The organism is Streptococcus sp. NLAE-zl-C503 (assembly GCF_900104285.1).
GTDB lineage: Bacteria > Bacillota > Bacilli > Lactobacillales > Streptococcaceae > Streptococcus.
Genome location: NZ_FNJT01000001.1, coordinates 529,354 through 555,905, shown reverse-complemented (window position 1 = coordinate 555,905; position 26,552 = coordinate 529,354). Strand labels below are relative to the sequence as shown.

At 39.1% G+C, this 26,552-nt stretch carries 27 protein-coding genes; 21 read left to right on the top strand and 6 right to left on the bottom strand.

Annotated features, from left to right (window positions below; translation table 11 throughout):
- Positions 1 to 807: 807 nt before the first annotated feature.
- Genes BLS46_RS02690 through BLS46_RS09985 form a run of 3 tightly spaced genes read right to left on the bottom strand, consistent with a single transcriptional unit; the run spans position 808 to position 2,660 of the window.
- Positions 808 to 1,626 carry a TIGR03943 family putative permease subunit gene (locus BLS46_RS02690; RefSeq protein WP_093585529.1) on the bottom strand — a complete coding sequence of 273 codons (819 nt, stop codon included), beginning with the start codon at positions 1,624 to 1,626 and terminating at the stop codon, positions 808 to 810.
- Complete coding sequence (locus tag BLS46_RS02685; RefSeq protein ID WP_093585527.1) at positions 1,623 to 2,528, bottom strand: permease; 906 nt, start codon at positions 2,526 to 2,528, stop codon at positions 1,623 to 1,625. The genes BLS46_RS02690 and BLS46_RS02685 overlap by 4 nt, the downstream gene beginning before the upstream one ends.
- Complete coding sequence (locus BLS46_RS09985) at positions 2,529 to 2,660, bottom strand: SPJ_0845 family protein (RefSeq protein ID WP_093585525.1); 132 nt, start codon at positions 2,658 to 2,660, stop codon at positions 2,529 to 2,531. It lies immediately after the preceding gene.
- A 130-nt stretch (positions 2,661 to 2,790) separates the two neighbouring features.
- Here BLS46_RS09985 and BLS46_RS02675 point away from each other — a divergent pair, with 130 nt between their 5' ends.
- The 3 genes from BLS46_RS02675 to BLS46_RS02665 are packed head-to-tail and all read left to right on the top strand — an operon-like array spanning position 2,791 to position 5,688.
- Positions 2,791 to 4,920 carry a Tex family protein gene (locus tag BLS46_RS02675; protein WP_093585523.1) on the top strand — a complete coding sequence of 710 codons (2,130 nt, stop codon included), beginning with the start codon at positions 2,791 to 2,793 and terminating at the stop codon, positions 4,918 to 4,920.
- Entirely contained in the window at positions 4,907 to 5,356 is a 450-nt protein-coding gene (locus tag BLS46_RS02670) for a SprT family protein (protein WP_093585521.1), read from the top strand. The genes BLS46_RS02675 and BLS46_RS02670 overlap by 14 nt, the downstream gene beginning before the upstream one ends.
- A gap of 59 nt (positions 5,357 to 5,415) precedes the next feature.
- Positions 5,416 to 5,688: a PspC domain-containing protein gene (locus BLS46_RS02665; protein WP_093585519.1), complete on the top strand. Its 273-nt coding sequence runs from the start codon at positions 5,416 to 5,418 to the stop codon at positions 5,686 to 5,688.
- Positions 5,689 to 5,792: 104 nt separating this feature from the next.
- Here the strand turns inward: BLS46_RS02665 and BLS46_RS02660 are convergent, their stop codons facing one another.
- Together BLS46_RS02660 and BLS46_RS02655 are read right to left on the bottom strand one after the other, a co-directional pair.
- Entirely contained in the window at positions 5,793 to 6,443 is a 651-nt protein-coding gene (locus BLS46_RS02660) for an ABC transporter ATP-binding protein (RefSeq protein WP_000571616.1), read from the bottom strand.
- 1 nt (position 6,444) lies between these two features.
- A complete protein-coding gene (locus BLS46_RS02655; protein WP_093585517.1) occupies positions 6,445 to 8,439 on the bottom strand; it encodes a DUF1430 domain-containing protein in 1,995 nt (664 codons plus the stop codon).
- A gap of 443 nt (positions 8,440 to 8,882) precedes the next feature.
- Between BLS46_RS02655 and BLS46_RS02650 the strand changes: the two genes are divergently transcribed.
- Positions 8,883 to 9,641, top strand: a complete 759-nt coding sequence (locus BLS46_RS02650) for an ABC transporter ATP-binding protein (RefSeq protein WP_093585515.1) — start codon at positions 8,883 to 8,885, stop codon at positions 9,639 to 9,641.
- Position 9,642: 1 nt separating this feature from the next.
- Positions 9,643 to 11,631 (top strand): FtsX-like permease family protein, encoded by a 1,989-nt coding sequence (locus BLS46_RS02645; RefSeq protein WP_093585513.1) that lies wholly within the window; start codon positions 9,643 to 9,645, stop codon positions 11,629 to 11,631.
- Between the two features lie 39 nt (positions 11,632 to 11,670).
- Here the strand turns inward: BLS46_RS02645 and BLS46_RS02640 are convergent, their stop codons facing one another.
- Entirely contained in the window at positions 11,671 to 12,366 is a 696-nt protein-coding gene (locus BLS46_RS02640) for a VIT1/CCC1 transporter family protein (protein WP_093585511.1), read from the bottom strand.
- A gap of 234 nt (positions 12,367 to 12,600) precedes the next feature.
- On the opposite strand from BLS46_RS02640, the gene efeO reads away from it, so the two are divergent.
- The 16 genes from efeO (at position 12,601) to lacB (ending at position 26,551) form a co-directional block, all read left to right on the top strand.
- Positions 12,601 to 13,473 carry an iron uptake system protein EfeO gene (gene efeO, locus BLS46_RS02635; RefSeq protein ID WP_093585509.1) on the top strand — a complete coding sequence of 291 codons (873 nt, stop codon included), beginning with the start codon at positions 12,601 to 12,603 and terminating at the stop codon, positions 13,471 to 13,473.
- Positions 13,474 to 13,478: 5 nt separating this feature from the next.
- Entirely contained in the window at positions 13,479 to 14,693 is a 1,215-nt protein-coding gene (gene efeB / locus BLS46_RS02630) for an iron uptake transporter deferrochelatase/peroxidase subunit (RefSeq protein ID WP_093585507.1), read from the top strand.
- Positions 14,668 to 16,356: an FTR1 family iron permease gene (locus BLS46_RS02625; RefSeq protein ID WP_093585505.1), complete on the top strand. Its 1,689-nt coding sequence runs from the start codon at positions 14,668 to 14,670 to the stop codon at positions 16,354 to 16,356. The genes efeB and BLS46_RS02625 overlap by 26 nt, the downstream gene beginning before the upstream one ends.
- Complete coding sequence (gene tatC / locus BLS46_RS02620; protein WP_093585503.1) at positions 16,357 to 17,088, top strand: twin-arginine translocase subunit TatC; 732 nt, start codon at positions 16,357 to 16,359, stop codon at positions 17,086 to 17,088.
- Positions 17,072 to 17,242 carry a twin-arginine translocase TatA/TatE family subunit gene (locus tag BLS46_RS02615; RefSeq protein WP_038805334.1) on the top strand — a complete coding sequence of 57 codons (171 nt, stop codon included), beginning with the start codon at positions 17,072 to 17,074 and terminating at the stop codon, positions 17,240 to 17,242. Before tatC ends, BLS46_RS02615 begins: the two co-directional genes overlap by 17 nt.
- 295 nt (positions 17,243 to 17,537) lie before the next feature.
- On the top strand, positions 17,538 to 18,245 hold the full coding sequence (locus tag BLS46_RS02610; RefSeq protein ID WP_093585501.1) for an IspD/TarI family cytidylyltransferase: 708 nt from the start codon (positions 17,538 to 17,540) through the stop codon (positions 18,243 to 18,245).
- Between the two features lie 4 nt (positions 18,246 to 18,249).
- Positions 18,250 to 19,272 carry a ribitol-5-phosphate dehydrogenase gene (locus BLS46_RS02605; protein ID WP_093585499.1) on the top strand — a complete coding sequence of 341 codons (1,023 nt, stop codon included), beginning with the start codon at positions 18,250 to 18,252 and terminating at the stop codon, positions 19,270 to 19,272.
- A gap of 16 nt (positions 19,273 to 19,288) precedes the next feature.
- Entirely contained in the window at positions 19,289 to 20,146 is an 858-nt protein-coding gene (locus BLS46_RS02600) for a phosphotransferase family protein (RefSeq protein ID WP_093585497.1), read from the top strand.
- Between the two features lies 1 nt (position 20,147).
- Positions 20,148 to 21,026 (top strand): DMT family transporter, encoded by an 879-nt coding sequence (locus BLS46_RS02595; protein ID WP_000791845.1) that lies wholly within the window; start codon positions 20,148 to 20,150, stop codon positions 21,024 to 21,026.
- 11 nt (positions 21,027 to 21,037) lie between these two features.
- Complete coding sequence (locus BLS46_RS02590) at positions 21,038 to 21,727, top strand: sugar phosphate nucleotidyltransferase (protein ID WP_093585495.1); 690 nt, start codon at positions 21,038 to 21,040, stop codon at positions 21,725 to 21,727.
- Positions 21,728 to 21,944: 217 nt separating this feature from the next.
- Positions 21,945 to 22,421, top strand: coding sequence for a PTS sugar transporter subunit IIA (locus BLS46_RS02585; protein ID WP_093585493.1), 477 nt, complete (start codon positions 21,945 to 21,947; stop codon positions 22,419 to 22,421).
- Positions 22,422 to 22,459: 38 nt separating this feature from the next.
- On the top strand, positions 22,460 to 22,765 hold the full coding sequence (locus BLS46_RS02580; RefSeq protein WP_000590551.1) for a PTS sugar transporter subunit IIB: 306 nt from the start codon (positions 22,460 to 22,462) through the stop codon (positions 22,763 to 22,765).
- 44 nt (positions 22,766 to 22,809) lie between these two features.
- Positions 22,810 to 24,285: a PTS galactitol transporter subunit IIC gene (locus BLS46_RS02575; protein ID WP_000382509.1), complete on the top strand. Its 1,476-nt coding sequence runs from the start codon at positions 22,810 to 22,812 to the stop codon at positions 24,283 to 24,285.
- Positions 24,286 to 24,388: 103 nt separating this feature from the next.
- The gene (locus tag BLS46_RS02570; protein WP_093585491.1) at positions 24,389 to 25,285 is read left to right on the top strand and encodes an aldose 1-epimerase family protein; all 897 of its coding nucleotides are present in this window, start codon (positions 24,389 to 24,391) and stop codon (positions 25,283 to 25,285) included.
- 294 nt (positions 25,286 to 25,579) lie between these two features.
- Positions 25,580 to 26,005 (top strand): galactose-6-phosphate isomerase subunit LacA, encoded by a 426-nt coding sequence (lacA, locus tag BLS46_RS02565; RefSeq protein WP_000029277.1) that lies wholly within the window; start codon positions 25,580 to 25,582, stop codon positions 26,003 to 26,005.
- A 30-nt stretch (positions 26,006 to 26,035) separates the two neighbouring features.
- Positions 26,036 to 26,551, top strand: coding sequence for a galactose-6-phosphate isomerase subunit LacB (gene lacB / locus BLS46_RS02560; RefSeq protein WP_001216908.1), 516 nt, complete (start codon positions 26,036 to 26,038; stop codon positions 26,549 to 26,551).
- The last annotated feature ends 1 nt before the right edge of the window (position 26,552 follow it).

Sequence of the window (26,552 nt, the reverse complement as noted above, 5' to 3'; positions counted from 1 at the left end):
TTTATTGGCTGAATGAATGTTTGATGGTCTTAAAGAGTGGGGAACGACCTTTTGATTCTTGATTTTTTGTTTTCATAAGTTCACTTCCTTTCAAAATCGGGTAAAAAAATAGACACCTCATTTTTTGAAGTGTCTACCTATTAAATATTCAAATTTTATTGGAAGTATCTTTATATCTTCACTTTTCAAGGATAAATCGTCGTATCAAAGCTCATTCATAAGTAGTAAATTAGTAGTAAATTGAGTGGTTTTGACCTTGATAAAGTGTGATAAGTCCAGTTTTTATGCGGATAACTAGATTTTTATGCTATTTTTTATTTAAAATTTTGTCTTTTATCATATTTTTTTGAAAAAAGCTAGTAATTTGACTGAAAAAATTTGCAATTCTCCACAAGAAAATATATAATATAGTTGAGATGGAAAAACGTTTTTCAAAAGGAGGTGCACATTATGTTCTTAGGATTCTACTTCCGTTTTTGGTTCAGCATTTGGTGGCGTTAATAGAGGTTAGTGGTTGTTAAATTAAACTCAAATAGCTTTATGCCAGTAAGAAACTGAATATTCAGTTTAATATGAGTTTTATTTTTTCTAGTAAATTAACGTTTTCTATCACAACTCTATTGCAGTTAAGCTATGATGTGTGATAATTGTCAACCCTATCTTATTAACATTTTTATGGTCTCGAGAAATCTTATTTCTTGGGACTTTTTCTATTGTTTGAAAGGTTGTGTGTTGATTTTGTTGAACTAGGAGAACAAAAAAGACAAGCTACTTTAAAAAGTAATTTGTCTGTTGTTGGGTCACTTTTTATTGAAACACACGATAAACGTAGGGATTGTCTGGTTTGTCTACTTTTGTGAAACTCTCAACTTCTAGTGTTGGGAGTTTTTGTTTGAGTTCTTTATGATAGTGGAGGGTCAGGATTCCTCTAGCGGTGATCCAGGTATTGTCAGGATATTGGCGTGAGTTTCCCTTTGTCAAGAGTCCATATACACCAGAATCGGCGATACAGTGAATGATTCCAAAGCGAAAGAGGAACTGGATATCTGGATGGCTAGGATCGTTATAAACAAAGCCTGTAAACTCGATTTTCTTTCCTTCAAACTCTTGAGGGTAGTCATAGAGAACTTCCATGACCTCCATATAGTTTTCATCAGTGACTTGAATGGTTGGCTGGGAGAGGTATTTATCAGCTGTAGACCTCATTTCCTTTTCATAAGCAGATTTGGAAAAATAGGTGCTGGTATCGGGTTTGAGGTATTGACTAGATGTTCCTTCGCTGGCCTGAATGGCTGTGTTGATCCCCTCAGCAAGCGGGAAATGATATCCCTTAGCAGATACGGTTCTCGAGTCCAAACTTACTGTCGGAAAGGCAACTCCAATCAATAGAGGTAGTGACAGTAACAGGATGCTGATTCGTCTAGCTCGACGACTTTCTAAATGGCTGTAAGAATTGATTTTCTTGATCCAGATGTAGAATTGGACCAGAGCCAATAGAAGAGAAAGGAGCATGGAGATATAGACTAGATAGGAATAGTGGAGGTTGATGTAGTGACTGAGCTTGCCAGATAGCTGCAGATACAGAGTTAGGGCAAAATAACCAAGTAAAATGAAAAATCGGATCATAGCATCACTCCTATCATGTAAGAATAAAGCAAGACAAGCACTGTCACGATGCCCATGAATTGCCAGATGAAGCGCGCTTTGAGATAGTGTTTCATCATGAGAAGATTTTTGATATCAAGCATGGGGCCAATGACCAGAAAGGCAAGGACTGGCGCTAGGCCGAAGCTCGAGAGGAGAGAAGCACCGATAAAGGCGTCCGCCTCGCTACAAAGAGAGAGGAGAAAGGCTAGAAACATGAGCAAGAGAATCGCAAGTATTGGACTTGCGCTGATAGAGGTCAAGATCCGAGTCGGGACATAGACCTGCACGATAGCCACAAAGAGACAGCCAAAGACCAAGTAACGCCCCATATCGAAAAACTCATCAATAGCTTGTATGAAGACCTGAAATACTTTTCTAGCGGGACCCAAGTGTGAAAAGTCATGTTCATGGCAAGCGATAGGATTCTCTTTTTGAATGGGTTCCTTCCAGAAAAATCCTAGGAAAATCCCAAGCACCAAAGCAATCACAATAGCTCCCAGCGCTCGCAAGAAGGCAAGTTTTATTGAATTGCCAAAGGCAGAATAAGTAGCGAAAAGAACGATAGGATTGATGATGGGAGCAGTCACCAGAAAAGGAACGGCCGTGTAGCTGGGCACTTTCTTTTCCAAAAAACGATTGATAATCGGAACGATTCCACATTCGCAGGATGGAAAGAGGAAGCCAATGAAGGTACCAAAAAAGATTCTCCCCCAACGATTGCGAGGAAGAAACTCATAAACTTTATCAGGTGTGATATAGACTTCAATCCAGCCTGAAATGAGACTCCCAATTAGAACAAAAGGAAGGGCTTCAATCATGATGGAGAGAAAAATAGCTCCCGCTTGTAATACACTAGGAGGAAGAGATTGGAAAACAGTCATTTATTTTTTCTTCTCAACTTTTTCTTTTTTGTCTTTGTCATCTGGGAAAGTGACTTGTGTTACGTCAGGAAGTTTGGCGAATTCTTCAAACATCTTGTCCAAATCATCCGTTTTTGTAAATTTAACAGCCATGGGCCTACCTCTTTTCTACATTCTACCTCTATTATACTATTATTTTACGGAAATGGGATTATTTTGATAATCAAAGATGCAAAAACAGGTAAGGCAAAACAAGAGCTGTTCCTTATGGTATAATAGGTTTATGGGTAAAAAATATGAAAAAATCTCCCAAGATTTGGGTGTAACCTTAAAGCAAATCGATACTGTTCTAAGTTTGACGGCTGAGGGGGCGACAATTCCCTTCATCGCGCGTTATCGAAAGGACATGACTGGAAGTCTGGATGAGGTGGCGATTAAGGCCATTATCGACTTGGATAAAAGTCTGACAAATCTCCACGACCGTAAAGAAGCTGTCTTAGCTAAGATTCAAGAACAAGGCAAACTAACCAAGGAATTGGAAGCAGCTATTTTGGCAGCTGAAAAATTAGCAGACGTAGAAGAACTCTATCTTCCTTATAAGGAAAAACGTCGGACCAAGGCAACCATTGCCCGTGAAGCTGGACTCTTTCCTCTTGCTCGCTTGATCTTGCAAAATGTAGATGGTTTAGAGAAAGAAGCTGAGAAGTTTGTCTGTGAAGGATTTGCGACTGTTCAAGAAGCCCTGTCTGGTGCGGTTGATATCTTAGTAGAAGCTCTATCCGAAGATGTGACTTTGCGTTCACTGACCTATCAGGAAGTGCTGGGACACTCTAAAATCACATCGCAAGTCAAAGATGAGAGTCTTGATGAAAAGCAAGTTTTTCAGATATATTATGATTTTTCAGAGACAGTTGGCAATATGCAAGGCTATCGTACCTTGGCTCTCAACCGTGGGGAAAAACTAGGGATTTTGAAGGTCGGTTTTGAACATGCGACAGACCGTATTCTTGCCTTCTTTGCTGCCCGTTTCAAGGTGAAAAATGCCTATATTGATGAAGTTGTTCAACAGTCAGTCAAGAAAAAGGTCTTGCCGGCTATCGAGCGCCGCATTCGAACAGAGTTGACTGAGAAAGCGGAAGAAGGGGCTATCCAACTCTTTTCAGATAATCTGCGCAATCTCCTCTTGGTTGCTCCGCTGAAAGGGCGTGTGGTTCTAGGATTTGACCCTGCCTTTCGTACAGGTGCCAAGCTGGCTGTCGTAGATGCAACAGGGAAAATGCTGACAACTCAGGTCATTTATCCTGTTAAACCAGCATCAGCTCGTCAGATTGAAGAAGCCAAGAAAGATTTGGCAGACTTGATTGGTCAATACGGTGTGGAAATTATTGCTATCGGAAATGGGACGGCTAGTCGGGAAAGTGAAGCCTTTGTGGCGGAAGTTCTGAAAGATTTTCCAGAAGTGAGCTATGTCATCGTCAATGAAAGTGGTGCTTCTGTCTACTCTGCCAGTGAACTTGCTCGTCAGGAGTTTCCAGAATTAACTGTTGAAAAACGCTCTGCCATCTCTATTGCCCGTCGTTTGCAAGATCCCCTTGCTGAATTGGTCAAAATCGATCCTAAGTCAATCGGTGTTGGTCAATACCAGCACGATGTCAGTCAGAAGAAACTGTCTGAGAGTCTGGACTTTGTCGTCGATACCGTTGTCAACCAAGTTGGTGTCAATGTCAATACAGCCAGCCCAGCTCTTCTCTCCCATGTAGCTGGACTCAATAAAACTATTTCTGAAAATATCGTCAAATACCGTGAGGAAGAAGGAAAAATCACTTCACGCGCTCAAATCAAGAAAGTTCCTCGCCTAGGTGCCAAAGCCTTTGAGCAGGCTGCTGGTTTCCTCCGTATCCCAGAAAGTAGCAATATCCTTGACAATACAGGGGTTCACCCAGAAAACTACGCTGCCGTTAAGGAACTCTTCAAACGCTTGGATATCAAGGATTTGAATGAAGAAGCACAAAATAAGCTTAAGTCCCTATCAGTCAAGGAGATGGCGCAAGAACTAGACCTTGGTCCAGAAACGCTTAAAGATATCATTGCAGACCTTCTCAAACCAGGTCGAGATTTCCGTGATTCCTTTGATGCTCCTGTGCTTCGTCAAGATGTCTTGGATATCAAAGACTTAAAAGTCGGCCAGAAGCTGGAAGGTGTGGTGCGGAATGTCGTCGACTTCGGTGCCTTCGTTGATATCGGAATTCATGAGGATGGCTTGATTCATATTTCCCATATGAGTCGTAAATTTATCAAACATCCCAGCCAAGTGGTGTCAGTCGGAGATTTGGTAACGGTTTGGGTTAAGAAAATCGATACTGAACGTGAAAAAGTCAATCTGTCGCTCCTAGCTCCAGATGAATCTAACTGAGTACGTTAAACGTGTTTCCCTCGAAGACTTTGGTAGACCTTTTACCCACCAAGCCCAGTGGAATTCTCGTCTGCGAACGACAGGTGGACGATTTTTCCCAAAGGATGGGCATTTGGATTTTAATCCCAAGGTTTATAATGAACTAGGTTTGGAAGTCTTTCGCAAAATCGTGCGCCATGAACTCTGTCACTATCATCTTTATTTTCAGAAAAAGGGTTATCGCCATAAGGACCGAGATTTTAAGGAACTTTTGACAGAAGTGGATGGATTGCGCTATGTACCACTCTTGAAAACACAATCTCAAAGTGCCTACCTAGTCTATCAGTGCCAATCTTGCCAGCAAAGTTATCAGCGTAAGAGAAGAATTGATACCAAACGCTATCGCTGTGGAGTTTGTCGAGGTAAACTCGTCATCATAAATCGGCCTACGGACTGATGTTGATAGTTCTGATTCATGCTATACTACTTGTAAGAATACCGAAAGAGGAAACAATCATGAATACAAAATTTTATAAAATGAGACGAAATCGCATGGTATCGGGAGTTTTAGCTGGTCTATCAGACAAGTGGAATTTTGATGTAACCTTAGTCCGCTTTCTCTTTGCCATTTTTACCATATCAAATTTTGGAGTCGGTGTGATTATTTACATCATCCTTGCCTCTATCTTGCCAACTAAGGAAGAGATTGAAGCTGAAATGTACGGAACAGGACCACGCAAACGCAAGGAAGTCCAAGCTATTGAAGACAATGATGGCTGGTTTTGGTGAGATTTAATAGGAAGTATTTATTATTTGCACTATGTTACTTAAAAGAAGCAGCATAAATGACTGAAAATCCCTTGTGGTTATTTAGCCACAAGGGATTTTGGTATTTAAGTATATTCTTTTCCATCTTGAGAGAGATGAATTACCTGATCAGCCATTTTCCAGATACTAGGATTGTGAGTTGCGATGATAATTGTTCTATTAGCATTACGAAGTTCAAGGAGAATTTCCATAATTTCCTTGGAATTTTTTGGATCTAGCGAGGCGGTAGGCTCATCGGCTAAAATTAAAGGAGGATCTTTCAGGATAATCTTAGCAAGTGCTACGCGTTGAGCCTCGCCACCAGATAATTCATAGATTTTTTGGTTGAGGCTTAGATAATCTAGTCTGACAGCTTGTAGTGCTTGAAGAAGAAGTCTCTCTTTTTCTTGTTTCTTGTTCTGTTTTTTGCCAATCAGTCCCAGCTCAAGGTTTTCTCGAATGGTCTGACTTTCTAATAATCCGAAGTTCTGGAAGAGATAACCTAGCTCGTTACGATAGAATTCCTCATTTTTTAGAGAAGTCAAAGACTTTCCTTTGTAAACTATTTCTCCTTTGTCGAAAGTCTCTAGTTTTGCGAGCATATTGAGCAAAGTGGTTTTTCCACAACCACTATCTCCTATCAAAGCATACACCATACCACTTTGAAAATTCAGGTTCAAGTCTGAAAAAATAATACGAGAACCAAATTGTTTCCAAATATGTTGTAATTCAATCATACTATCCTCCTTTGATGATGCTAGCATAGGTTTTACTTTCCTTCTTATCACAGATTTTCAATAGAAGAACGGCTAAACTTGAAAAGCTGAAAAATAGGATCAGGGTAATCCAGATATTCTTAGAAATAATGAAAGCTAGACCACTTCCGAGAAAGAGAGCTGCTATTTGAGAAGTGATATATCTACTGTGTAATTCAAAGAAATAATAGCCTGCTATTTTTTTCAAGAATATGGTTTTGCGAAAGGCTTCAAAATAGAGCAGATTTAAACTTGTAAACAGCAAAATTGAAGTCAAAATAGCAAACATAGCACTCGCTAAGTTACTAAAAATTTCGATTTTAATTTTTTGATTTAACTGGAGATAGGTTTCCCTAGCAGGCGATAGCCTTGAGACCATATGATCAAGTTGATAGTGTTTCAAAAGTTCTTGTGTTTGGTGGAGGTCTGTAAAATAGAGATATTCTAGATTTTTAAACCAGAAGATGGAGGAAGCCTTGCCAAGTGCTTTAGGAGAAAGCACAAGAAAGATGGGATTTGATAACCATTGATCATAAGCAATATGGGCGGTATTATAGAGAAATACATCATTTTTTTGATTGGTATAAGCTATACTAATTTCGACAGTTTGATTAGACTTGCTACTGTATAATCGGTTGGTTAACTCTTGTTGCAAGGTTGATTTTATATCTTTTTCATTTTTTTGTAGTTCTTCTGGGAGTATGGCAAGAATCTGTCCATCTTTGAGGGTGTTGATTTTTTGAAAGGTTTCTGATGTTAACTTTATACCTTCTTTTTTGAAGTAGTTAGGTGTTACATAGAGAATATTTTTTCCTTCCACACCATAAGGGTTATTTTCAGTTTCATTATGATTTGAGGTAGCTTGCTTAAGAGCTTGCTCAACTAGATTATGTTTAATAAGGAAGGCATTCTCATTATCTATAGCATGCTGAATAAAGTCAAACCATTTATCAGTATTTGTCTGCAGTTCATCTAAATTTTTCATCTGACTGGAACGCCCTGTTTGAAGAGTAACAACATTGGAGCGTTGTTCCCAAGTAGCTTGTCCAGCCTCATTTTTCTCAAGGATATGATAGTAAGTAGACATACGTCCAAATCCTACAATAACCAGTAGAATGGCAAGTACCTGACCAAAGTAGAGAATGCGTAGAATTGACTTGATTGGTAATTTTCCTTTGATGATAGAGAGGAGATGAACTTTTTTCAAAGAAATGGTAAAAAGAAGGGCAATTAGGAGGCTAAGTAAGAAAAGTAGGCTATTGTAAAGAATAAAAAGTATTCCTAAAAAAGTTTGAACCTCATAAGGATATCCTAGGGAAATGAGCAAGACACTTGCTATCAGCAAAGCAGGTAGACCAAAAAGAAGGATATCAAGTCCGTCTCTTGCGAGAGAACGAAAGAAGAGATGGCTCAGTCGTTCTCCAGAAATCAATCGAATCCCTGACTGAGAGAGAGATTGAATCTGACCAATAACAATCAAAGCTAAGAAAGTCAGCAAAAATATTAACATACTGGTAAGTTGATTAGGTTGAGTAAAGATGGCAAATACAAAGGATACTCTGTCATTTTCAAATGCATTCGCTTTTTCTAGTCCAAGTTCTTTCAGATGAGTGGCCAATTCTTGACTAGTTAGGGATCCGCTGATAATATTGTAGTTGTTGAGAAGATCACTTTTGTGAATGCTTTCTTGACTTGCTGGAGGCATCCAGTCTGGGAGTTGCCCTTCTCCAAAAGCTTCGTAGAGAGTTCTTGATTTTCCATCACCATCCACTTCCCAAATGGTTCTTGCGATGAGACTATTATGTTTCCTAGCAAGGCTATCTAATTCTTGTTTGAGGGTAGTATAATCGGCTTGTCCACTGAGTACAGCCACACCTGGAAATAGGCGTTGAGGAAGAGCTTCTTTCCAAAAGGACAGAGTCGCAATGAGAAAGAAAGTTAAAAGAAGATTGCTGATGAAGAGAAAAACACGTTTCATAGGAACCTCTTTCTAAAAGAGGGGCTGAACCTCCCTCCTTATAGCAGTGATACGAATGATAGTTTAGCACTTTTAAAAATAATTAGCAGAAAGCCAATTCTTTTAAAAGATGTCAAAGAAAGCCTTTTCATAATTTAATTTTACTATTATTTTAAGAATAAAACAAGCAATGACAGGACTTCTTTATAGTAGCTATTTTCAAAAAAATTCCTCAATCTTACAAAAATGTAAGATTAAAGTCTCTTTTGTAAGGTTAGGTTATGGCAAGCCGCCTTTTTTTGCGATAAACTAGACTCATAAAGAACAAAGGAGCAAAACCATGAAAAGAATCATACAAAATAAAACAAGAAAACCAAGTCAAAAAGATATCGAGCGTGTTCAACTGGGATGCGCTATGATGCAAGCACAGTTTCAATTGATGGGATATTAAGAAGGAGAAAATCATGACACTTTTAGATGTAAAACACGTTCAAAAAATCTATAAAACACGTTTCCAAGGCAACCAAGTAGAAGCACTCAAAGATATTCATTTTACTGTAGAGAAGGGTGACTATGTTGCCATCATGGGAGAGTCTGGCTCTGGGAAATCAACCCTGCTCAACATCCTAGCTATGCTGGATAAGCCAACTCGTGGTCAAGTTTACTTGAACGGAGTAGACACAGCAACGATTAAAAACTCACGGGCTTCCAGCTTCCGTCGTGAGAAGTTGGGATTTGTCTTCCAAGATTTTAACTTGCTAGATACCTTGTCTGTTAAGGACAATATCTTGCTTCCGTTAGTTCTATCTCGAAAACCTATCACAGAGATGATGAAGAAATTGGTAGTAACCGCTGAAAATTTGGGTATCAACCAATTGCAAGAGAAGTACCCTTACGAGATTTCAGGTGGTCAAAAACAGCGGGTAGCAGTAGCACGCGCCATCATCACTGAACCTGAAATTCTCCTTGCGGATGAGCCAACAGGCGCCCTTGACTCCAAGTCATCATCAGCTCTTCTAGATGTTTTTGATGAAATCAATGAGCGTGGTCAAACCATTCTCATGGTAACCCACTCAACGGCGGCAGCCAGCAGGGCCAAGCGTGTACTCTTTATCAAAGACGGCATTCTTTACAACCAAATCTACCGTGGAGACAAGACAGAGCGTCAGATGTTCCAAGAAATCTCTGATACTTTGACTGTTATGGCAAGCGAGGTGAATTAGTATGTTCCGATTAACCAATAAGTTAGCGGTGTCAAACTTAATCAAAAACCGCAAACTCTACTATCCCTTTGCCCTTGCAGTTCTCTTAGCTGTGACCATCACCTATCTTTTCTACTCTTTGTCACTTAATCCTAACATTGGCAAGATTCGAGGGGGAGAATCTATCTCTATGACTCTGGCTCTCGGTATGGTGGTTGTTACCATCGCTTCTGGAATTATTGTCCTTTATGCCAATAGTTTTGTCATGAAGAACCGTTCTAAAGAGCTGGGTGTATATGGTATGCTGGGTCTTGAAAAGCGCCATTTGATCAGTATGGTTTTTAAGGAACTTCTTATTTTTGGTTCCTTAACGCTGACAGCTGGTCTCGGTCTAGGAGCTCTCTTTGATAAGCTAATCTTTGCCCTTCTTCTGAAGTTAATGAAAATGAAGGTAGAGCTCGTTTCAACATTCCAACCAATCGTCTTTATCCTAGTTCTCATCGTCTTTGGCGCTATCTTCCTAGGTTTGATTTTTATCAATGCATTTCGCATCGCTCGCATGAATGCCCTTCAACTCTCTCGTGAAAAAGCCAGTGGTGAGAAAAAAGGACGTTTCTTAGGTCTTCAAACTATACTAGGTTTGATTAGTATGGGAGCTGGCTACTACCTAGCAGTAACAGTTGAAAATCCACTTTCTGCTGTTCTGATTTTCTTTGTAGCAGTCTTGTTGGTAATTTTGGGAACTTATCTTCTCTTCAATGCAGGAATCACAGTTTTCCTACAAATCTTGAAGAAAAACAAGCGTTACTATTACCAACCTAACAACATGATTTCCGTATCCAATCTCATTTTTCGTATGAAGAAAAATGCTGTTGGTCTAGCGACGATTGCTATTCTCTCAACCATGGTCTTGGTGACTATGTCTGCTGCAACGAGTATCTTTAAAGGCTCTGAAACTTTCAAGAAAGTCATGAATCCACATGATTTTGGAATTACAGGGCAGAATGTTGAAAAAGAAGACATAAATAAACTCCTAGACCAGTATGCTAGCGATAAAGGATTGACTGTCACAAAGAAAGAAGTCCTTACATACAGTAGCTTTGGTGTAGCAAACCAAGAAGGTACGAAATTGACAATCTTTGAGAAAGGTCAAAATCGTGTTCAACCGAAAACTATTTTTATGGTCTTTGACCAAAAAGACTATGAGAATATGACGGGCCAAAAACTTGCACTTTCAGGAAAGGAAGTTGGATTGTTTACTAAGAACAAAGAACTTCAAGGACAGAAAGAACTGACTCTAAATGACCAGACCTATACAATAAAGGAAGAAATCAAAAAAGATTTTATTCTTGAACATGTCCCAAATCAGTACAATATTCTAACTTCGGACTATAACTATCTGGTTGTTCCTGACTTGAAAGCCTTTCTTGACCAGCATCCTAATTCTTCCATTTTTAATCAATACTATGGTGGTATGAATGTAACAGCTAGTGAGGAAGAGCAACTCAAACTTGCAGATGACTATTCAAAATTCCTTGATGATTTTAATAGAGAATCAAGCAAAGAAGGAAGCTTTATTTACGGAAGCAATCTGGCTGATAGTAGTGCGCAGATGAGTGCTTTCTTTGGTGGGACCTTCTTTATCGGTATCTTCCTCTCCATCATCTTTATGGTGGGAACAGTTCTCGTCATCTACTACAAACAAATCTCTGAAGGCTATGAAGACCGTGAACGCTTTATCATTTTGCAAAAGGTCGGTCTCGATCAAAAGCAAATCAAGCAAACCATTAATAAACAGGTCCTAACTGTTTTCTTCCTCCCATTGCTCTTTGCCTTCCTACACCTTGCCTTTGCCTATCATATGCTTAGTCTCATCCTAAAAGTCATTGGGGTCCTAGATGCGACCATGATGTTGACAGTCACTCTGTCCATCTGTGCTATCTTCCTCATCGTCTATGTCTTAATCTTTATGATTACCTCAAGAAGCTATCGCAAGATTGTGCAAATGTAAAAAAGATACCTCGATGCTTGTCGAGGTATTTCTTTTATCTTAAATGCTAAAGAGTTGTCCCAAGAGGAAGGTTACACCCATGGTGAGAAGTCCGATACAGAGGTTGCGGATCATGGCAGTTTTCGTAGGTGCCTTGCCTAGTTTAGCACTGGTATAGCCGGTGACGAGAAGGGAAAGGGCCACAATAAAAACAGTAGCAGGAATACGATAGTCACTTGGAAAGACGGTGATTGAAAGCATAGGAGGAAGGCTTCCCAGTACAAAGGCAATAAAGCTAGAGATAGCAGCATGCCAAGGGTTGGTAAACTCTTCATACTCGATTCCATACTTTTCTTCGACCAAGGCTTTGAGTGGATTTTTTAAAAAGGCCTTGTTGGTCAAGAGTTGGGCTGACGTTTCACACTCACCGTTTTGAAGGTAGGCAGCATAGAGGGATTGTTTTGCAGATTCGATATCCTTATCCAAGAGCAACTGTTCTCTAGCAACAGCGGCTTCTTCCGTGTCTTTCTGAGTGGATACAGAGACATATTCGCCACCGGCCATAGAGAAAGCACCAGCGAGGATAGCCGCTAAACCTGATAAAAAGATAATCCAGATATTGCTTGTCGCACTGGCAACGCCGATAACGACTCCAGCGATGGAAATAATTCCATCATTGGCGCCCAGAACACCTGCGCGTAGGATATTGAGTCGTCCTGCAAAGTTAGCATCAATTTCATGTTTCAATTCTGTCATAGTCATCTCCTTTCTCTCCATTATAGAGAAAAGAGTAGGGGAAAACAATCTTTTTAAACTATCTGAAAAAAGTTCTACGATTCTAATTTTTAAGTCCTTTCTAATTTTACCGGAAAATGCTATTTCAAATTCTTAAATATTAAATTTTCTGACAATTTATTAAAAAATTAAGGAAAGGATGTTATAATGGAACATAAAATAAATTCAGGTTTCCTGAACCAATAGGAGTAAATAATGAAAAAACTAGGTGTTGTCCTTTTATCTTCTGCTTTGCTATTGACAGCATGTGCAGTCCGTTTTGAAAAATCAACCGAGACAAATGATTCCTCTAAGGTGACAGCTTTATCAGATGATAAACAAAAATTACTTGATAAGGCAACCGCAGATTATAAGACCTTTGTTCAAGGACAAATTGATAAGCTTTTAACGGATACAGAAGGATTTGTCCAGCTTTTAAAATACGGAAAATTGGAGGAAGCCAAGAAAGCTTATCCGCTTGTTCGTATGGCTTACGAACGCTCCGAGCCAATCGCAGAGAGTTTTGGTGAGTCAGATGTTAAGATTGACTTTCGTCTAGCAGACTATGTTGATGAAAATAAGACTGAGGAAGGTTGGTCTGGTTTCCACCGTATCGAGCGTATCCTCTGGGAAGAAAACACAACCAAGGGGACAGAAAGTTATGGAGAACAGCTTGTCAACGATATCAAAGAGTTGAAGGCTAAGGTAGCGACTGTTGAAGTAGATCACAAGATTATGTTGACAGGAGCAGTTGACTTGCTCAATGAAGTAGCAACAAGTAAGATTACTGGTGAAGAGGAAATCTACTCTCATACAGATTTGTACGACTTCCGCGCTAATATCGAGGGAGCTGAAAAGATATTCCAACTCTTTAAACCTTTACTAGAAAAATCAGATGCTGATTTAGTTAAAGAATTAGAAGCTGATTTCAAATCTGTTAATAGCTTGTTGGACAAACATATGACAGACAAGGAACACTACAAACTCTATACAGATTTGACAAAAGAAGACACCAAAGAATTGGCTGAAGCCGTGACAAAACTTGGTGAACCTCTATCACAAATGGGCAAATTTCTTGATGGAGAATAAGCGGTATGACTAAGAAAGACGAAAAGTTTTTTGAGAAAAAAATGGACCGTCGAGAATTTCTAAAAAAAGCGGGTATTGGAGGTGCTGGTCTAGCACTTGGTCTCTCTGGTGCCTCCGCTTTTTTAGCGCCTAGGTTAGACAAGCAGGAAAAAATCTCGTACGGTAATGAAAAGATTGACTTTTATGGGAAACACCAAGCGGGTATCACGACCCCTATGCAGAAGAATATCTATTTTGTTGTCCTAGATTTGCATACGACAGATAAAGATAAAATTATCCAGCTTTTTAAGGATTGGACAGGTTATAGTAGCAAGTTGGTAGAAGGAGAATTGGTAAAAAAAAATGGTCAGAATGCCCTCTTGCCTCCTAGTGACACTGGAGAAACCGTGGGGCTAAATCCTCATCGTTTAACGCTGACTTTTGGTGTGTCTGCTAGTTTCCTGAAAAAGATGAATTTGGAGCACAAGCGTCCTCAACTTTTTAGGGATTTCCCCCCCTTTCCAAAGGAGCAACTGCGTGAAAAATATACTGGGGGAGATATTGTTATCCAAGCCTGTGCAGATGATGAGCAAGTTGCTTTTCATGCTATTCGCAACCTCATTCGTAAAGGGAGAAATGCAGTGACCCTCCGTTGGAGCCAATCTGGATTTGCTGCTATTGGGGATCGTATGGAGACACCACGCAACCTTTTTGGTTTCAAAGATGGAACAGCTAATGTGACCAAAGAAAAGGATTTTGATCGTGTTGTCTGGGCCGACAGCAAGGACTGGATGGAAAATGGATCCTATATGGCTGTTCGTCGCATCCAAATGTTTCTCGATACCTGGGACCGAACCAATCTTGAAGAGCAAGAAAATACCTTTGGTCGCTACAAGGAAAGTGGCGCCCCCTTTGGTAAGAAGAATGAGTTTGATGAAGTTGATTTGAGTCTTTTACCAGATGATTCGCATGTTCGATTAGCCAAAGAGGTAGATAAGCCACTTTTACGACGATCCTATTCATACTCAGATGGCATTGATGAAAAGACTGGACAATTTGACACAGGCTTACTCTTTATCTCTTTCCAGAAAGATCCAGATAATTTTGTCAAGGTTCAAACCAACCTCGGAGCTACAGACAAGATGAATGAGTATGTAACCCACATCGGTAGCGGTCTTTTTGCCTGCTTTGGTGGAGTAGAGAAAGGAGGCTATATTGGTCAGAAATTATTGGAAGACTAACATTTGTTTCTTGGCTTTGTCTTTTCTCTTGTTAGCTAGTTCTCCTGTCGGTGCGAAGGAAAGTCTGAGTTCTTATTTTGTAAAGATTACCGATGCCTCTCAGGCTGTAAAAAATGGAAATCAGGCAGAAGCCAAGGCCCTAGTTAGAGAAATGGCGATGGATTTTGAAACAGTAGAACATGCTGATTCGGATGCTGGAAAGGCTGTCAAGGAGAAACTTGCTCTGTCAGGGGAGATTAGTGAAGAAAATCTGACACAAATCTCTTCTGCCCTTCTAGCTTTTGAAAAAGAACAAAATCCAATAGATCTGAATGCGGAGAAGGAAAAACTTGTCAGTCGCTTAAGACCACGTTTTGAGACTTTGGATAAGGCAGTTTCTTCCAAAGATATAGAGCAAGTCCGAGAAGCCTATAAAAAAATGAATTCAACTTGGACACTCAATGAAAGTGTCGTCCGCGATAACAGTACAGCTCATTATGGTCAAGTAGAAACAGCTATTTCTTTCTTACGGAGTAGCATTGAAACAGAGCCGACAGATTATAATGCAATTCAGTCTTCTTTTAATGACTTAAAAACTGCCATCGATAACTTCGTGGCTGGTAAAGAAGTGGCGACAAGTTCCTCTAATCTAAGTCTCAAAGACGGTATTGCCCTTTTGAAGAAGGCTTTGGAACAATTCCAAGCTGGTGACCAAGCATCAGGAGCAGCTAGTATGAAGGAATTCATCACTATCTGGCCAACGATTGAGGGTTCTGTTAGCACGACCAATCCTTCCCTCTACACCCGAGTCGAAAGCGAAAGTCCTGTAATCATGGTCAAGGGAAGTGAGAAGGAATATCAAGAAAAATTAGAAAAACTGATTGCGGATTTATCTCAAATTGATACGACTGCAAGCTACAATGCTTTTGATGCCATGCTCATTCTCTTACGTGAAGGAGTAGAGGCCCTCTTAATCGTCATGGCCTTGGTCACAACATTAAAAGCAGCCAAGATGCGTAAAGGGCTCAAGTGGGTATACGGTGGGGCCCTAACAGGTATCGTTGCGAGTCTAGTGATTGCATTTATACTACAAATTGCCTTTCCTGCAGTAACATCAGGGGCCAATCGCGAAATCATCGAAGGAGTTGTTGGTATTTTTGCAGTCGTTATGATGATTTTGATTGGTATCTGGCTTCACAGTAAATCCTCGGTCAAAAAATGGAATGATTTTATGGATAATCAAATGAAAACTGTGACCAAGACAGGTTCATTCATTTCCATATTTGCTCTTAGTTTTCTAGCTGTTTTCCGTGAAGGGGCAGAGACCATTCTATTTTACGTAGGGATTTTACCGAGAATATCTCGTTTTGAGTTTATCCTAGGTATTTCTCTAGCTTTGTTAGTCTTGCTGATTATTGCATTTCTGATGAACAAGGCGAGTCAATTATTCCTACCTCATAAGGTCTTCTTTATCTTAACTTGGATGATTTATGCTCTTGCCTTCAAGATGCTTGGAGTTAGCGTTCATGCTCTGCAGCTGACAAATATGGCACCAAATCACCTGCTATCAAGTTTCCCAACTATCGACCTATTGGGCATCTATCCAAGTTGGGAAGGTTTAGGAAGTCAGCTAGTCTTTTTGATAATTGTTTTGGTTGTCACATTGAGACAGGGTGAAAAGTAGATGGATACAAAAGAATTGACAATCGTTGAACATCTGATAGAATTTAGAAAGAGGTTCATTGCTGTTATAGTCTGTTTTTCTATAGTTTTCTGCGGAGCTTTATTATTTGCTGATCAGCTTTATTACTATCTGACTCAGTCCTTTAATCAAAAGTTGATTGTATTAGGTCCAAATGACATTCTGTGGATTTATTTGCGCTTAGCGAGCCTAATGTCCTTTACCATTACGCTACCTTTTACAGTTTATCATATTTGGAGTTTTATCAAACCAGGATTGAAAACAGAAGAAGCAAGAGCAATCTTTGTCTATATTCCAGCTAGTTTTATTAGCTTCATACTTGGTCTGGCATTTGGATTCTACTTTGTGACACCAGCCTTACTTCAAGTGCTTTTAGGTCTTGGGGAAGGATTATTTGAAACTCAATTAACGGCGCAGAACTACTTAGCCTTTGTTTTTCAAACAACCCTACCCTTGGGTTTCATCTTTGAATTGCCAGTCATCATCGCTTTTTTAACGTCGATTGGCTTGATTGGACCAGGTTTCTTAGTTACCTATCGCCGTTATGCCTACTTTATTTTATTAGTACTAGCTGTTATCTTGACACCCGCTGATTTTATCAGCGATCTAGCTATGACTGTTCCTTTAATCTCGCTCTATGAGCTTAGTATTGCAATTAGCAAGAGTATTGTAAAGAAAAAAATGAAAGGAGAAAAGAATGGGAATCTTACGTGATATCGGTGCTCCAGGATTGATTATCATTGTTCTAGGTGCACTCTTAATCTTTGGACCAAAACGGTTACCAGAACTTGGTGAATCAATCGGTAAAATGCTGTCTGAGTTTAAAAAGGCAGTTAAAGGAGTTGGTGACCAAGATCAGGAAAAGTAATCTATTCCATGATCATAAATAAAAACAAGAAAGTTAGGAACTGTAGCTGTCTAGGCCTAGGTGAGCAATTTCCTAGCTTTTTATTGTATTCTTAAAAGTGATTTTAAGTTTTCTTTAAGGTTTGTATTATATTCTAAAAAACTCTATGTTAACCGAATGTTAAGTAAAAAATATAGAGGGAAATCTAATTTTATTTCTCAAATAGATAGTTTTCGGTCTTTTCTTCATGATAGAGGCAGATTGTGATATAATAGATGGTAATGAGTTTTTTAGAATAAACTAAAGGAGAATATATATGATCTATGCAGGAATCCTAGCCGGAGGAACTGGCACACGCATGGGAATCAGCAATTTACCAAAGCAATTCTTAGAATTGGGTGATCGTCCTATTTTGATCCACACAATCGAAAAATTTGTTTTGGAACCAAGTATTGAAAAAATTGTAGTTGGAGTTCATGGAGACTGGGTGTCACACGCTGAGGACCTAGTTGACAAGTATCTTTCTCTTCACAAGGATCGCATCATCATTACCAAGGGTGGTGCTGATCGCAATAGCAGTATTGAGAAGATTATAGAAGCCATTGATGCCTACCGTCCAATTACTCCAGAAGATATTGTGATTACCCACGACTCTGTTCGTCCATTTATCACACTTCGAATGATTCAGGACAATATCACGCTCGCTCAAGATCATGATGCAGTTGACACAGTAGTAGAAGCGGTTGATACCATTGTTGAAAGTACAAATGGTCAGTTTATTACTGATATTCCAAATCGTGCCCACCTCTATCAAGGTCAAACACCTCAAACCTTCCGCTGCAAGGATTTCATGGATTTGTATGGTCCCCTATCTGATCAAGAAAAGGAAATCCTGACGGATGCATGTAAGATTTTTGTTATCAAAGGGAAAGACGTTGCCCTAGCTAAAGGGGAATATTCAAACCTTAAAATCACAACTGTGACAGATTTGAAAATTGCAAAATGCATGATTGAGAAAGACTAAGGCTATGATTAATCAAATTTATCAACTGACTAAACCAAAGTTTATCAATGTAAAATACCAAGAAGAGGACATTGATCAGGAGAATCATATCCTTATCCGTCCAAATTTTATGGCGGTTTGTCATGCAGACCAACGTTACTATCAAGGAAAACGTGATCCAAAGATATTGGCTAAAAAGCTTCCTATGGCTATGATTCACGAGTCTTGTGGAACTGTTATTTCTGATCCAACTGGGACTTACGAAGTCGGACAAAAGGTCGTCATGATTCCAAATCAACCGCCTATGCAGAGTGACAAGGAGTTCTACGAAAACTACATGACAGGAACCTACTTCCTATCTAGTGGTTATGATGGCTTTATGCGAGAATTTGTCTCTCTTCCAAAAGACCGAGTTGTTTCTTATAATGACATTGAGGACACAGTTGCAGCAATTTCTGAGTTTGTAAGTGTTGGTATGCATGCCATGGATCGATTCTTGAATCTTGCCCACAGCAAGCGAGAGCGCATCGCTGTTATTGGAGATGGTAGTTTGGCCTTTGTGGTTGCCAATATTATCAATTACACACTACCAGAAGCAGAGATTATCGTCATTGGTCGCCATTGGGAAAAATTGGAGCTTTTCTCTTTTGCAAAAGAGTGCTACATTACTGATAATATCCCAGAGGATTTGACCTTTGATCATGGATTTGAGTGTTGCGGTGGTGATGGCACAGGACCAGCTATCAATGATCTGATTCGTTACATCCGACCTCAGGGAACGATTCTCATGATGGGAGTGAGCGAGTACAAGGTCAATATCAATACACGAGATGCTTTAGAAAAAGGCTTGCTCTTGGTTGGTTCATCTCGCTCAGGACGCATTGATTTTGAGAAGGCCATTCAAATGATGGAAGTTAAAAAGTTTGCGAATCGTTTGAAAAATATTCTTTATATCGAAGAACCAGTGAGAGAAATCAAGGACATTCACCGTGTCTTTGCCACCGACCTAAATACTGCTTTTAAAACAGTATTTAAGTGGGAAGTGTAGAAGATGGAGGTTAATTGTGGAGAAACTCATCAAAGAAAAAATTTCTTCTTTGCTATCTGAAGAAGAGGAAGTCCTCAGTGTTGAACAACTGGGTGGCATGACCAACCAAAACTACTTGGTTAAAACAACCTCCAAACCTTATATCGTTAAATTTTTCGGAAAAGGGACTGAAAAGCTCATCAATCGTCAAGATGAAAAATATAATCTTGAATTGTTGAAAGATTTGAATCTTGATGTCAAGAATTATCTTTTTGATATTGAGTCAGGAATCAAGGTAAATGAGTACATTGATTCTGCCACAACGCTTGATTCCACTTCAATCAAGTCCAAGTTTAAAAAGATTGCACCAATTTTACAAACCATTCATGCTTCAGGAAAAGAGCTAAGAGGAGAGTTTGCTCCATTTGAGGAAATCAGAAAATATGAATCCTTGATTGAGGGGAATATCCCTTACGCCAACTATGAAGCTGTGAGAAAAGAAGTATTTTCACTAGAAAAGAGATTGGCTGATTTGGGTGTTGATAGAAAGTCCTGTCATATCGATTTGGTACCAGAAAACTTTATCGAGTCACCACAAGGACGCATGTATTTGATCGACTGGGAATACTCTTCTATGAATGACCCGATGTGGGATTTGGCAGCTCTCTTTTTGGAGTCTGAATTTACAAATCAGGAAGAAGAAGATTTCCTTTCCTACTATGAGAGTGACAAAACTCCAGTATCTCGCGAGAAGATTCGAATCTATAAAATCTTACAAGATACTATCTGGAGTTTGTGGACAGTGTACAAAGAAGATCAAGGCGCTGACTTTGGAGATTATGGTGTGAGTCGTTACAAAAGAGCTGTTGACGGTTTGACCTATTATGGAGGTTAGGATGAAGAATAAAAATGGTGTCTCTTTCGGTCTGCTCTCAGGGATCTTCTGGGGATTAGGTCTGACAATTAGTTCTTATATCTTTTCGATTTTTACAAATCTTTCACCTTTTGTAGTGGCAGCGGCACATGACTTCTTGAGTATCTTTATCTTGTTAGCTTTTCTTTTGGTAAAAGAAGGAAAAGTTCGACTCTCGATTTTTCTAAATATTCGAAATGTCAGTGTTATTATCGGAGCCTTGCTAGCTGGACCAATAGGAATGCAGGCCAATCTTTATGCGGTTAAGTATATCGGTAGTTCTCTTGCATCTTCAGTATCAGCTATCTACCCAGCAGTTTCTGTTTTACTAGCATTTTTCATTTTGAAACACAAGGTATCTAAGAATACTGTGTTTGGTATTTTGTTGATTATCGCTGGTATTATTGCCCAGACTTACAAAGTTGAGCAGGTTAATTCTTTTTATATCGGAATTCTTTGTGCATTAGTTTGTGCCATCGCTTGGGGAAGTGAAAGTGTTCTCAGCTCCTATGCTATGGAAAGTGATTTAAGTGAAATTGAAGCACTATTAATCCGCCAAGTAACCTCATTCTTGTCATATCTTGTCATTGTCCTCTTTTCTCATCATTCATTTGCAGAAGTAGCAGATGGACAATTGCTGGGTTTGATGTTAGTCTTTGCAGCATGTAATATGATTTCTTACTTAGCTTACTATATTGCTATCAATCGTCTGCAGCCAGCAAAAGCAACTGGTTTGAACGTAAGCTATGTCGTTTGGACAGTATTGTTCTCAGCAATGCTTTTAGGAACACCACTCGATATGGTGACCATTATTACATCGCTTGTTGTCATGGCTGGTGTTTATATTATTATTAAAGAATAAAGGAGAATCGCGTGAAAGCAATTATCTTGGCAGCGGGGTTGGGAACTCGTCTGCGTCCTATGACTGAAAATACCCCCAAAGCCTTGGTTAAGGTCAACCAAAAACCCTTGGTAGAATACCAAATCGAGTTTTTGAAAGAGAGAGGAATTGATGAGATTATTATCGTTGTTGGCTACCTCAAAGAACAATTTGACTACCTAAAAGAAAAATATGGTGTTCGTTTAGTCTTCAACGACAAGTATGCTGATTACAACAACTTTTACTCACTTTACCTTGTAAAAGAAGATTTAGCTAACAGCTATGTTATTGATGCGGATAATTATCTTTTAAAAAATATGTTTAGAAATAATCTTAAACGTTCGACCTATTTCAGTGTTTATCGTGAAGACTGTGAGAATGAATGGTTCTTGGTTTATGGTGATGACTATAAAGTTCAAGACATCATCGTTGATAGCAAGGCTGGTCGTATTCTGAGCGGCGTATCATTCTGGGATGCTCCAACTGCAGAAAAGATTGTTGGCTTTATTGACAAAGCCTATGCAAGCGGCGAATTTGTTGATCTCTATTGGGACAATATGGTTAAGGATAATATCAAAGAATTAGATGTGTATGTCGAAGAATTAGAAGGCAACAGCATCTATGAAATCGATAGTGTTAAGGACTATCAAAAGCTAGAAGAAATTTTATCTTCCATTAACTAAATAACATTAGAATTAGTAACAAAAAGACCCATTTTGGTCTTTTTTTGTTTGAAATGCACGAAAATAGAATTTAAAAAGATTGTTTGATAATGATTATAATTAATTAACAAAACACAATCAACAAAAAAGAAACAAAATAAAACAAAAAGTATTGACAACGATTTCATATAGTGTTATACTTATAACGTAAAAGTTAATTGAAAGAAGGGAAAATGTTATGGGATTAGGTCATTTCTTTGACAAAAACCTGGTGTTTTGCTTAGAAGCGGATAATCAAGAACAACTCTTTGATCAGGTAGCAACCCTATTGGAAGAACGAAAAATCGTGACTCCAACTTATCGTGAAGCCTTGATCACACGTGAAAAGTCATTTCCAACTGGCTTAGATATGGAATTTCTGGGAAAGGACTTGCCAAATGTAGCGATTCCTCATACAGATATTGTTCATAATCTGGCTGAGAAAGTGGTGGTTGTTCGATTAGAAAAACCAGTAACTTTTCACAATATGATTGCTCCTGATAAGGAAGTGGAAGTATCTTTACTCTTCTTTATCATTAACAATTCAAGTTCGACTCAAACAAATATTCTGGCTCAGTTGATGGACTTTTTCACAGGGAATGGTCATCTAGAAGATTTATCAAATATTTCTGAACCAGAAGCCTTGTATGCCTATATCTCTGAAGCAACAGCTTAAATCGTACATTATAAAAAATAAAATCGGAGGAAATCCAAATGATTAAAATTCTCGCTGCCTGCGGTGCAGGTGTTAACTCAAGTCACCAAATTAAAAGTGCTCTAGAAGAAGAACTTTCAAACCGTGGTTATGATGTTCACTGCGATGCAGTTATGGTAAAAGATGTAAATGAAGACCTTATCAAAGGATATGATATCTTTACACCAATCGCTGCAACTGACCTTGGTTTTGAACCAGGAATTCCAGTAATTGAAGCTGGGCCAATCTTGTTCCGTATTCCAGCAATGAGCGCTCCAGTATTTGACAATATTGAGGCAGCTATCAAAGAACACGGACTAAGTTAATTATTATTTTGTAAGATTCCATAAAAATAAAGGGAGGAACTATTATGGATGTCATTATCGAACTAGCCAATAAGATTTTCAAGCCAGTCTTGGAAATGGGTGGTCCTATCATCATGCTGATCATCTTGACAGTATTGGCCTTACTATTTGGAGTGAAATTCTCCAAAGCGCTTGAAGGTGGTATCAAACTTGCCATCGCCCTTACTGGTATCGGTGCTATCATCGGTATGCTCAACGGAGCTTTCTCAGCATCTCTTGCGAAATTCGTTGAAAACACAGGTATTCAATTGAACATCACTGACGTTGGTTGGGCACCACTTGCTACAATCACCTGGGGATCTGCCTGGACACTTTACTTCTTGCTTGTGATGTTGATTGTCAACGTTGTGATGCTTGCAATGAAGAAAACAGACACACTTGATGTTGATATCTTTGATATCTGGCACTTGTCAATCACTGGTCTTTTGATCAAATGGTACGCAGACAACAATGGAGTTAGCCAAGGGGTTTCACTCTTCATCGCGACTGCTGCAGTTGTCCTTGTCGGTGTCTTGAAAATCATCAACTCTGACTTGATGAAACCAACATTCGACGACCTTCTTAACGCACCAAGTTCATCACCAATGACTTCAACTCACATGAACTACATGATGAACCCAGTTATCATGGTTTTGGATAAGATCTTTGATAAAGTATTGCCAGGTCTTGATAAATATGACTTTGATGCTGCAAAATTGAACAAGAAAATCGGTTTCTGGGGATCTAAATTCTTCATTGGTTTCATTCTTGGTATCGTTATTGGTTTGATGGGAACTCCACACCCAGTTGCTGGTGTAGAAGGAGCCGATAAATGGGAACTTGTTATTAAAGGTTGGTTGAGCCTTGGTTTGACTGCCGGTGTCTGCTTGGAGCTCTTCTCACTTATCGGATCTTGGTTCATCGCAGCCGTAGAACCACTTTCACAAGGTATTACAAACGTTGCTACTAAACGTCTTCAAGGACGTAAATTCAACATCGGTCTTGACTGGCCTTTCATCGCTGGTCGTGCTGAAATCTGGGCTTGTGCCAACGTACTTGCTCCAATCATGCTAGTAGAAGCAGTGCTTCTTTCAAACGTCGGAAATGGTATCTTGCCACTTGCAGGTATCATCGCTATGGGTGTAACTCCAGCTCTCTTGGTTGTTACTCGTGGTAAATTGCTCCGTATGATTATCTTCGGAACACTCTTGTTGCCACTCTTCCTTCTTTCAGGTACTCTTATCGCTCCATTTGCAACTGAACTTGCTAAAGGTGTAGGTGCCTTCCCAGAAGGTGTGAGCCAAACTCAATTGATCACTCACTCAACTCTTGAAGGACCAATCGAAAAATTATTTGGTTGGGCAATCGGTAATGCTACAACAGGTGATATTAAAGCAATCCTTGGTGCAGCAGCCTTCCTTGTATTCTATGTAGGTATCTTTGCTTGGTATAGAAAACAAATGATCAAACGTAACGAAGAATACGCAGCAAATGCTAAATAATTCGCTCCTATAAAATGTAAATTGTGAAAACTAGGTTGTTAATTTCCTACATTGGGAGTGACAACCTAGTTTTTTATAAACTATCAAGAAATCGGAGAAAATAATGGTAATTGAAATCAAATCAGACCAGTTAACGGTCCAGTTTAAAACCTTAGGTGGCGCCTTGTCGTCAATCAAGGATCGAGATGGCGTTGAGTACTTGTGGCAAGGAGATGCCACTTACTGGAGTGGACAAGCTCCAGTACTTTTTCCAATCTGTGGCTCTTTAAGAGAAGATACAGCCTTCTACAGTCACGAAGATGGAACAGAGACGAAAGGAAACATTCCTCGCCATGGTTTGGTCCGTAAAAAAGAATTTGACTTAGTTGATCAAACAGAAAACAGCGTAACCTTTGCTATCGAAGATGATGAGAATAGCTATCAAAACTATCCTTATCATTTCCGCCTAGAAATCACTTATCTAGTGACCGGCAAGACTGTTCGTACTCAATACAAAATCTTTAATAAAGAAACGAATAAAGTAATGCCATTTTTTATAGGAGGACATCCAGGATTTAATTGTCCTCTACTTGATGACGAAGTCTATGAAGACTACTATTTAGAGTTTGAAAAAGAAGAGACTTGCTCTGTTCCACGTCCTTTCCCAGAAACGGGAATGTTAGACTTCCAAGATAGAAGTCCATGGTTGGATTCACAAAAGGAAGTGGATCTCAGTTATGATCTGTTTAGTGTTGATGCAGTGACACTCGATGAGTTACAATCCAGAACAATTGCCCTTCGTTCGCGCAAGCATGAGAAGGGATTAAAAGTACACTTCCAAGAGTTCTCAAATCTCATCATTTGGTCAACTTTGAATAAGGGACCTTTCATTGCGTTTGAACCATGGTCTGGCTTGTCAACATCTCTTGAAGAAGGAGATCATTTAGAAGATAAGAAGAATGTTCGTCTCTTAGAGCCAGGACAAGTTGACCAAATTGGTTTTGATATCGAAATTTTATAATTTTAAAAAATAAAACACAAAAACAAACATTAACTGTTGACTTTTTCTATAAATAGGAGTATATTATGTTTGTAAACAACAAATGGTGTTTGTAACAAACAAATAATCACTTGTTATATTTTCTTTCGAGAAGAAAGTTTGTTTCTAGGAACTTGATTTCCTGGACTTGGATAAGGTGTTTTATTCATCTCATTCAATCAAATTTGTCAATAAACTGCTAGAAAGTCTTTTGTAGGTAAACTGCTAGCTATAAAAGTCTTTACTAGCCTAGAATAATAAAAAGGAGTAAACAATATGTCTATTGTTATCGGTGCAGATGCTGCAGGTTTGAGATTGAAAGAAGTTGTGAAAGACTTCTTGGAAAAAGAAAACTTCCACGTTGTGGATGTTACAGCTGAAGGTCAAGATTTTGTTGATGTGACTCTTGCTGTTGCTGCAGAAGTAAACAAAGAAGAACAAAACCTTGGTATCGTGATTGATGCCTATGGTGCTGGTCCATTCATGGTCGCAACTAAAATCAAAGGAATGGTTGCTGCTGAAGTTTCTGATGAACGTTCAGCCTATATGACTCGCGGCCACAACAACTCTCGTATGATTACTATGGGTGCACAACTTGTCGGTGATGAATTGGCGAAAAATATTGCTAAAGGATTTGTTAACGGTAAATACGACGGTGGCCGTCACCAAATTCGTGTTGATATGTTGAACAAAATGTGCTAATTAGATTACAGTAAGAAAGGTAAGATAAAAATGAGAATTGCAATTGGATGTGACCACATCGTAACAGATGAAAAAATGGCGGTTTCAGAATTTTTGAAATCAAAAGGATATGAAGTCATCGACTTTGGTACATATGACCACACACGTACTCACTACCCAATCTTTGGTAAAAAAGTTGGTGAAGCCGTTACAAGCGGTCAAGCTGATCTTGGGGTATGTATCTGTGGTACTGGTGTTGGTATCAACAACGCTGTAAATAAAGTTCCTGGTGTCCGTTCTGCCTTGGTTCGTGATATGACAACAGCGCTTTATGCTAAAGAAGAACTCAATGCCAACGTTATCGGTTTCGGTGGTAAGATTACTGGTGAATTGCTAATGTGTGACATTATTGAAGCTTTCATCAATGCTGAATACAAACCATCAGAAGAAAACAAAAAATTGATTGCGAAAATTGAGCACGTTGAAACTCACAATGCTCATCAAGCAGATGCAAACTTCTTTACAGAATTCCTTGAAAAATGGGATCGCGGTGAATACCACGACTAAG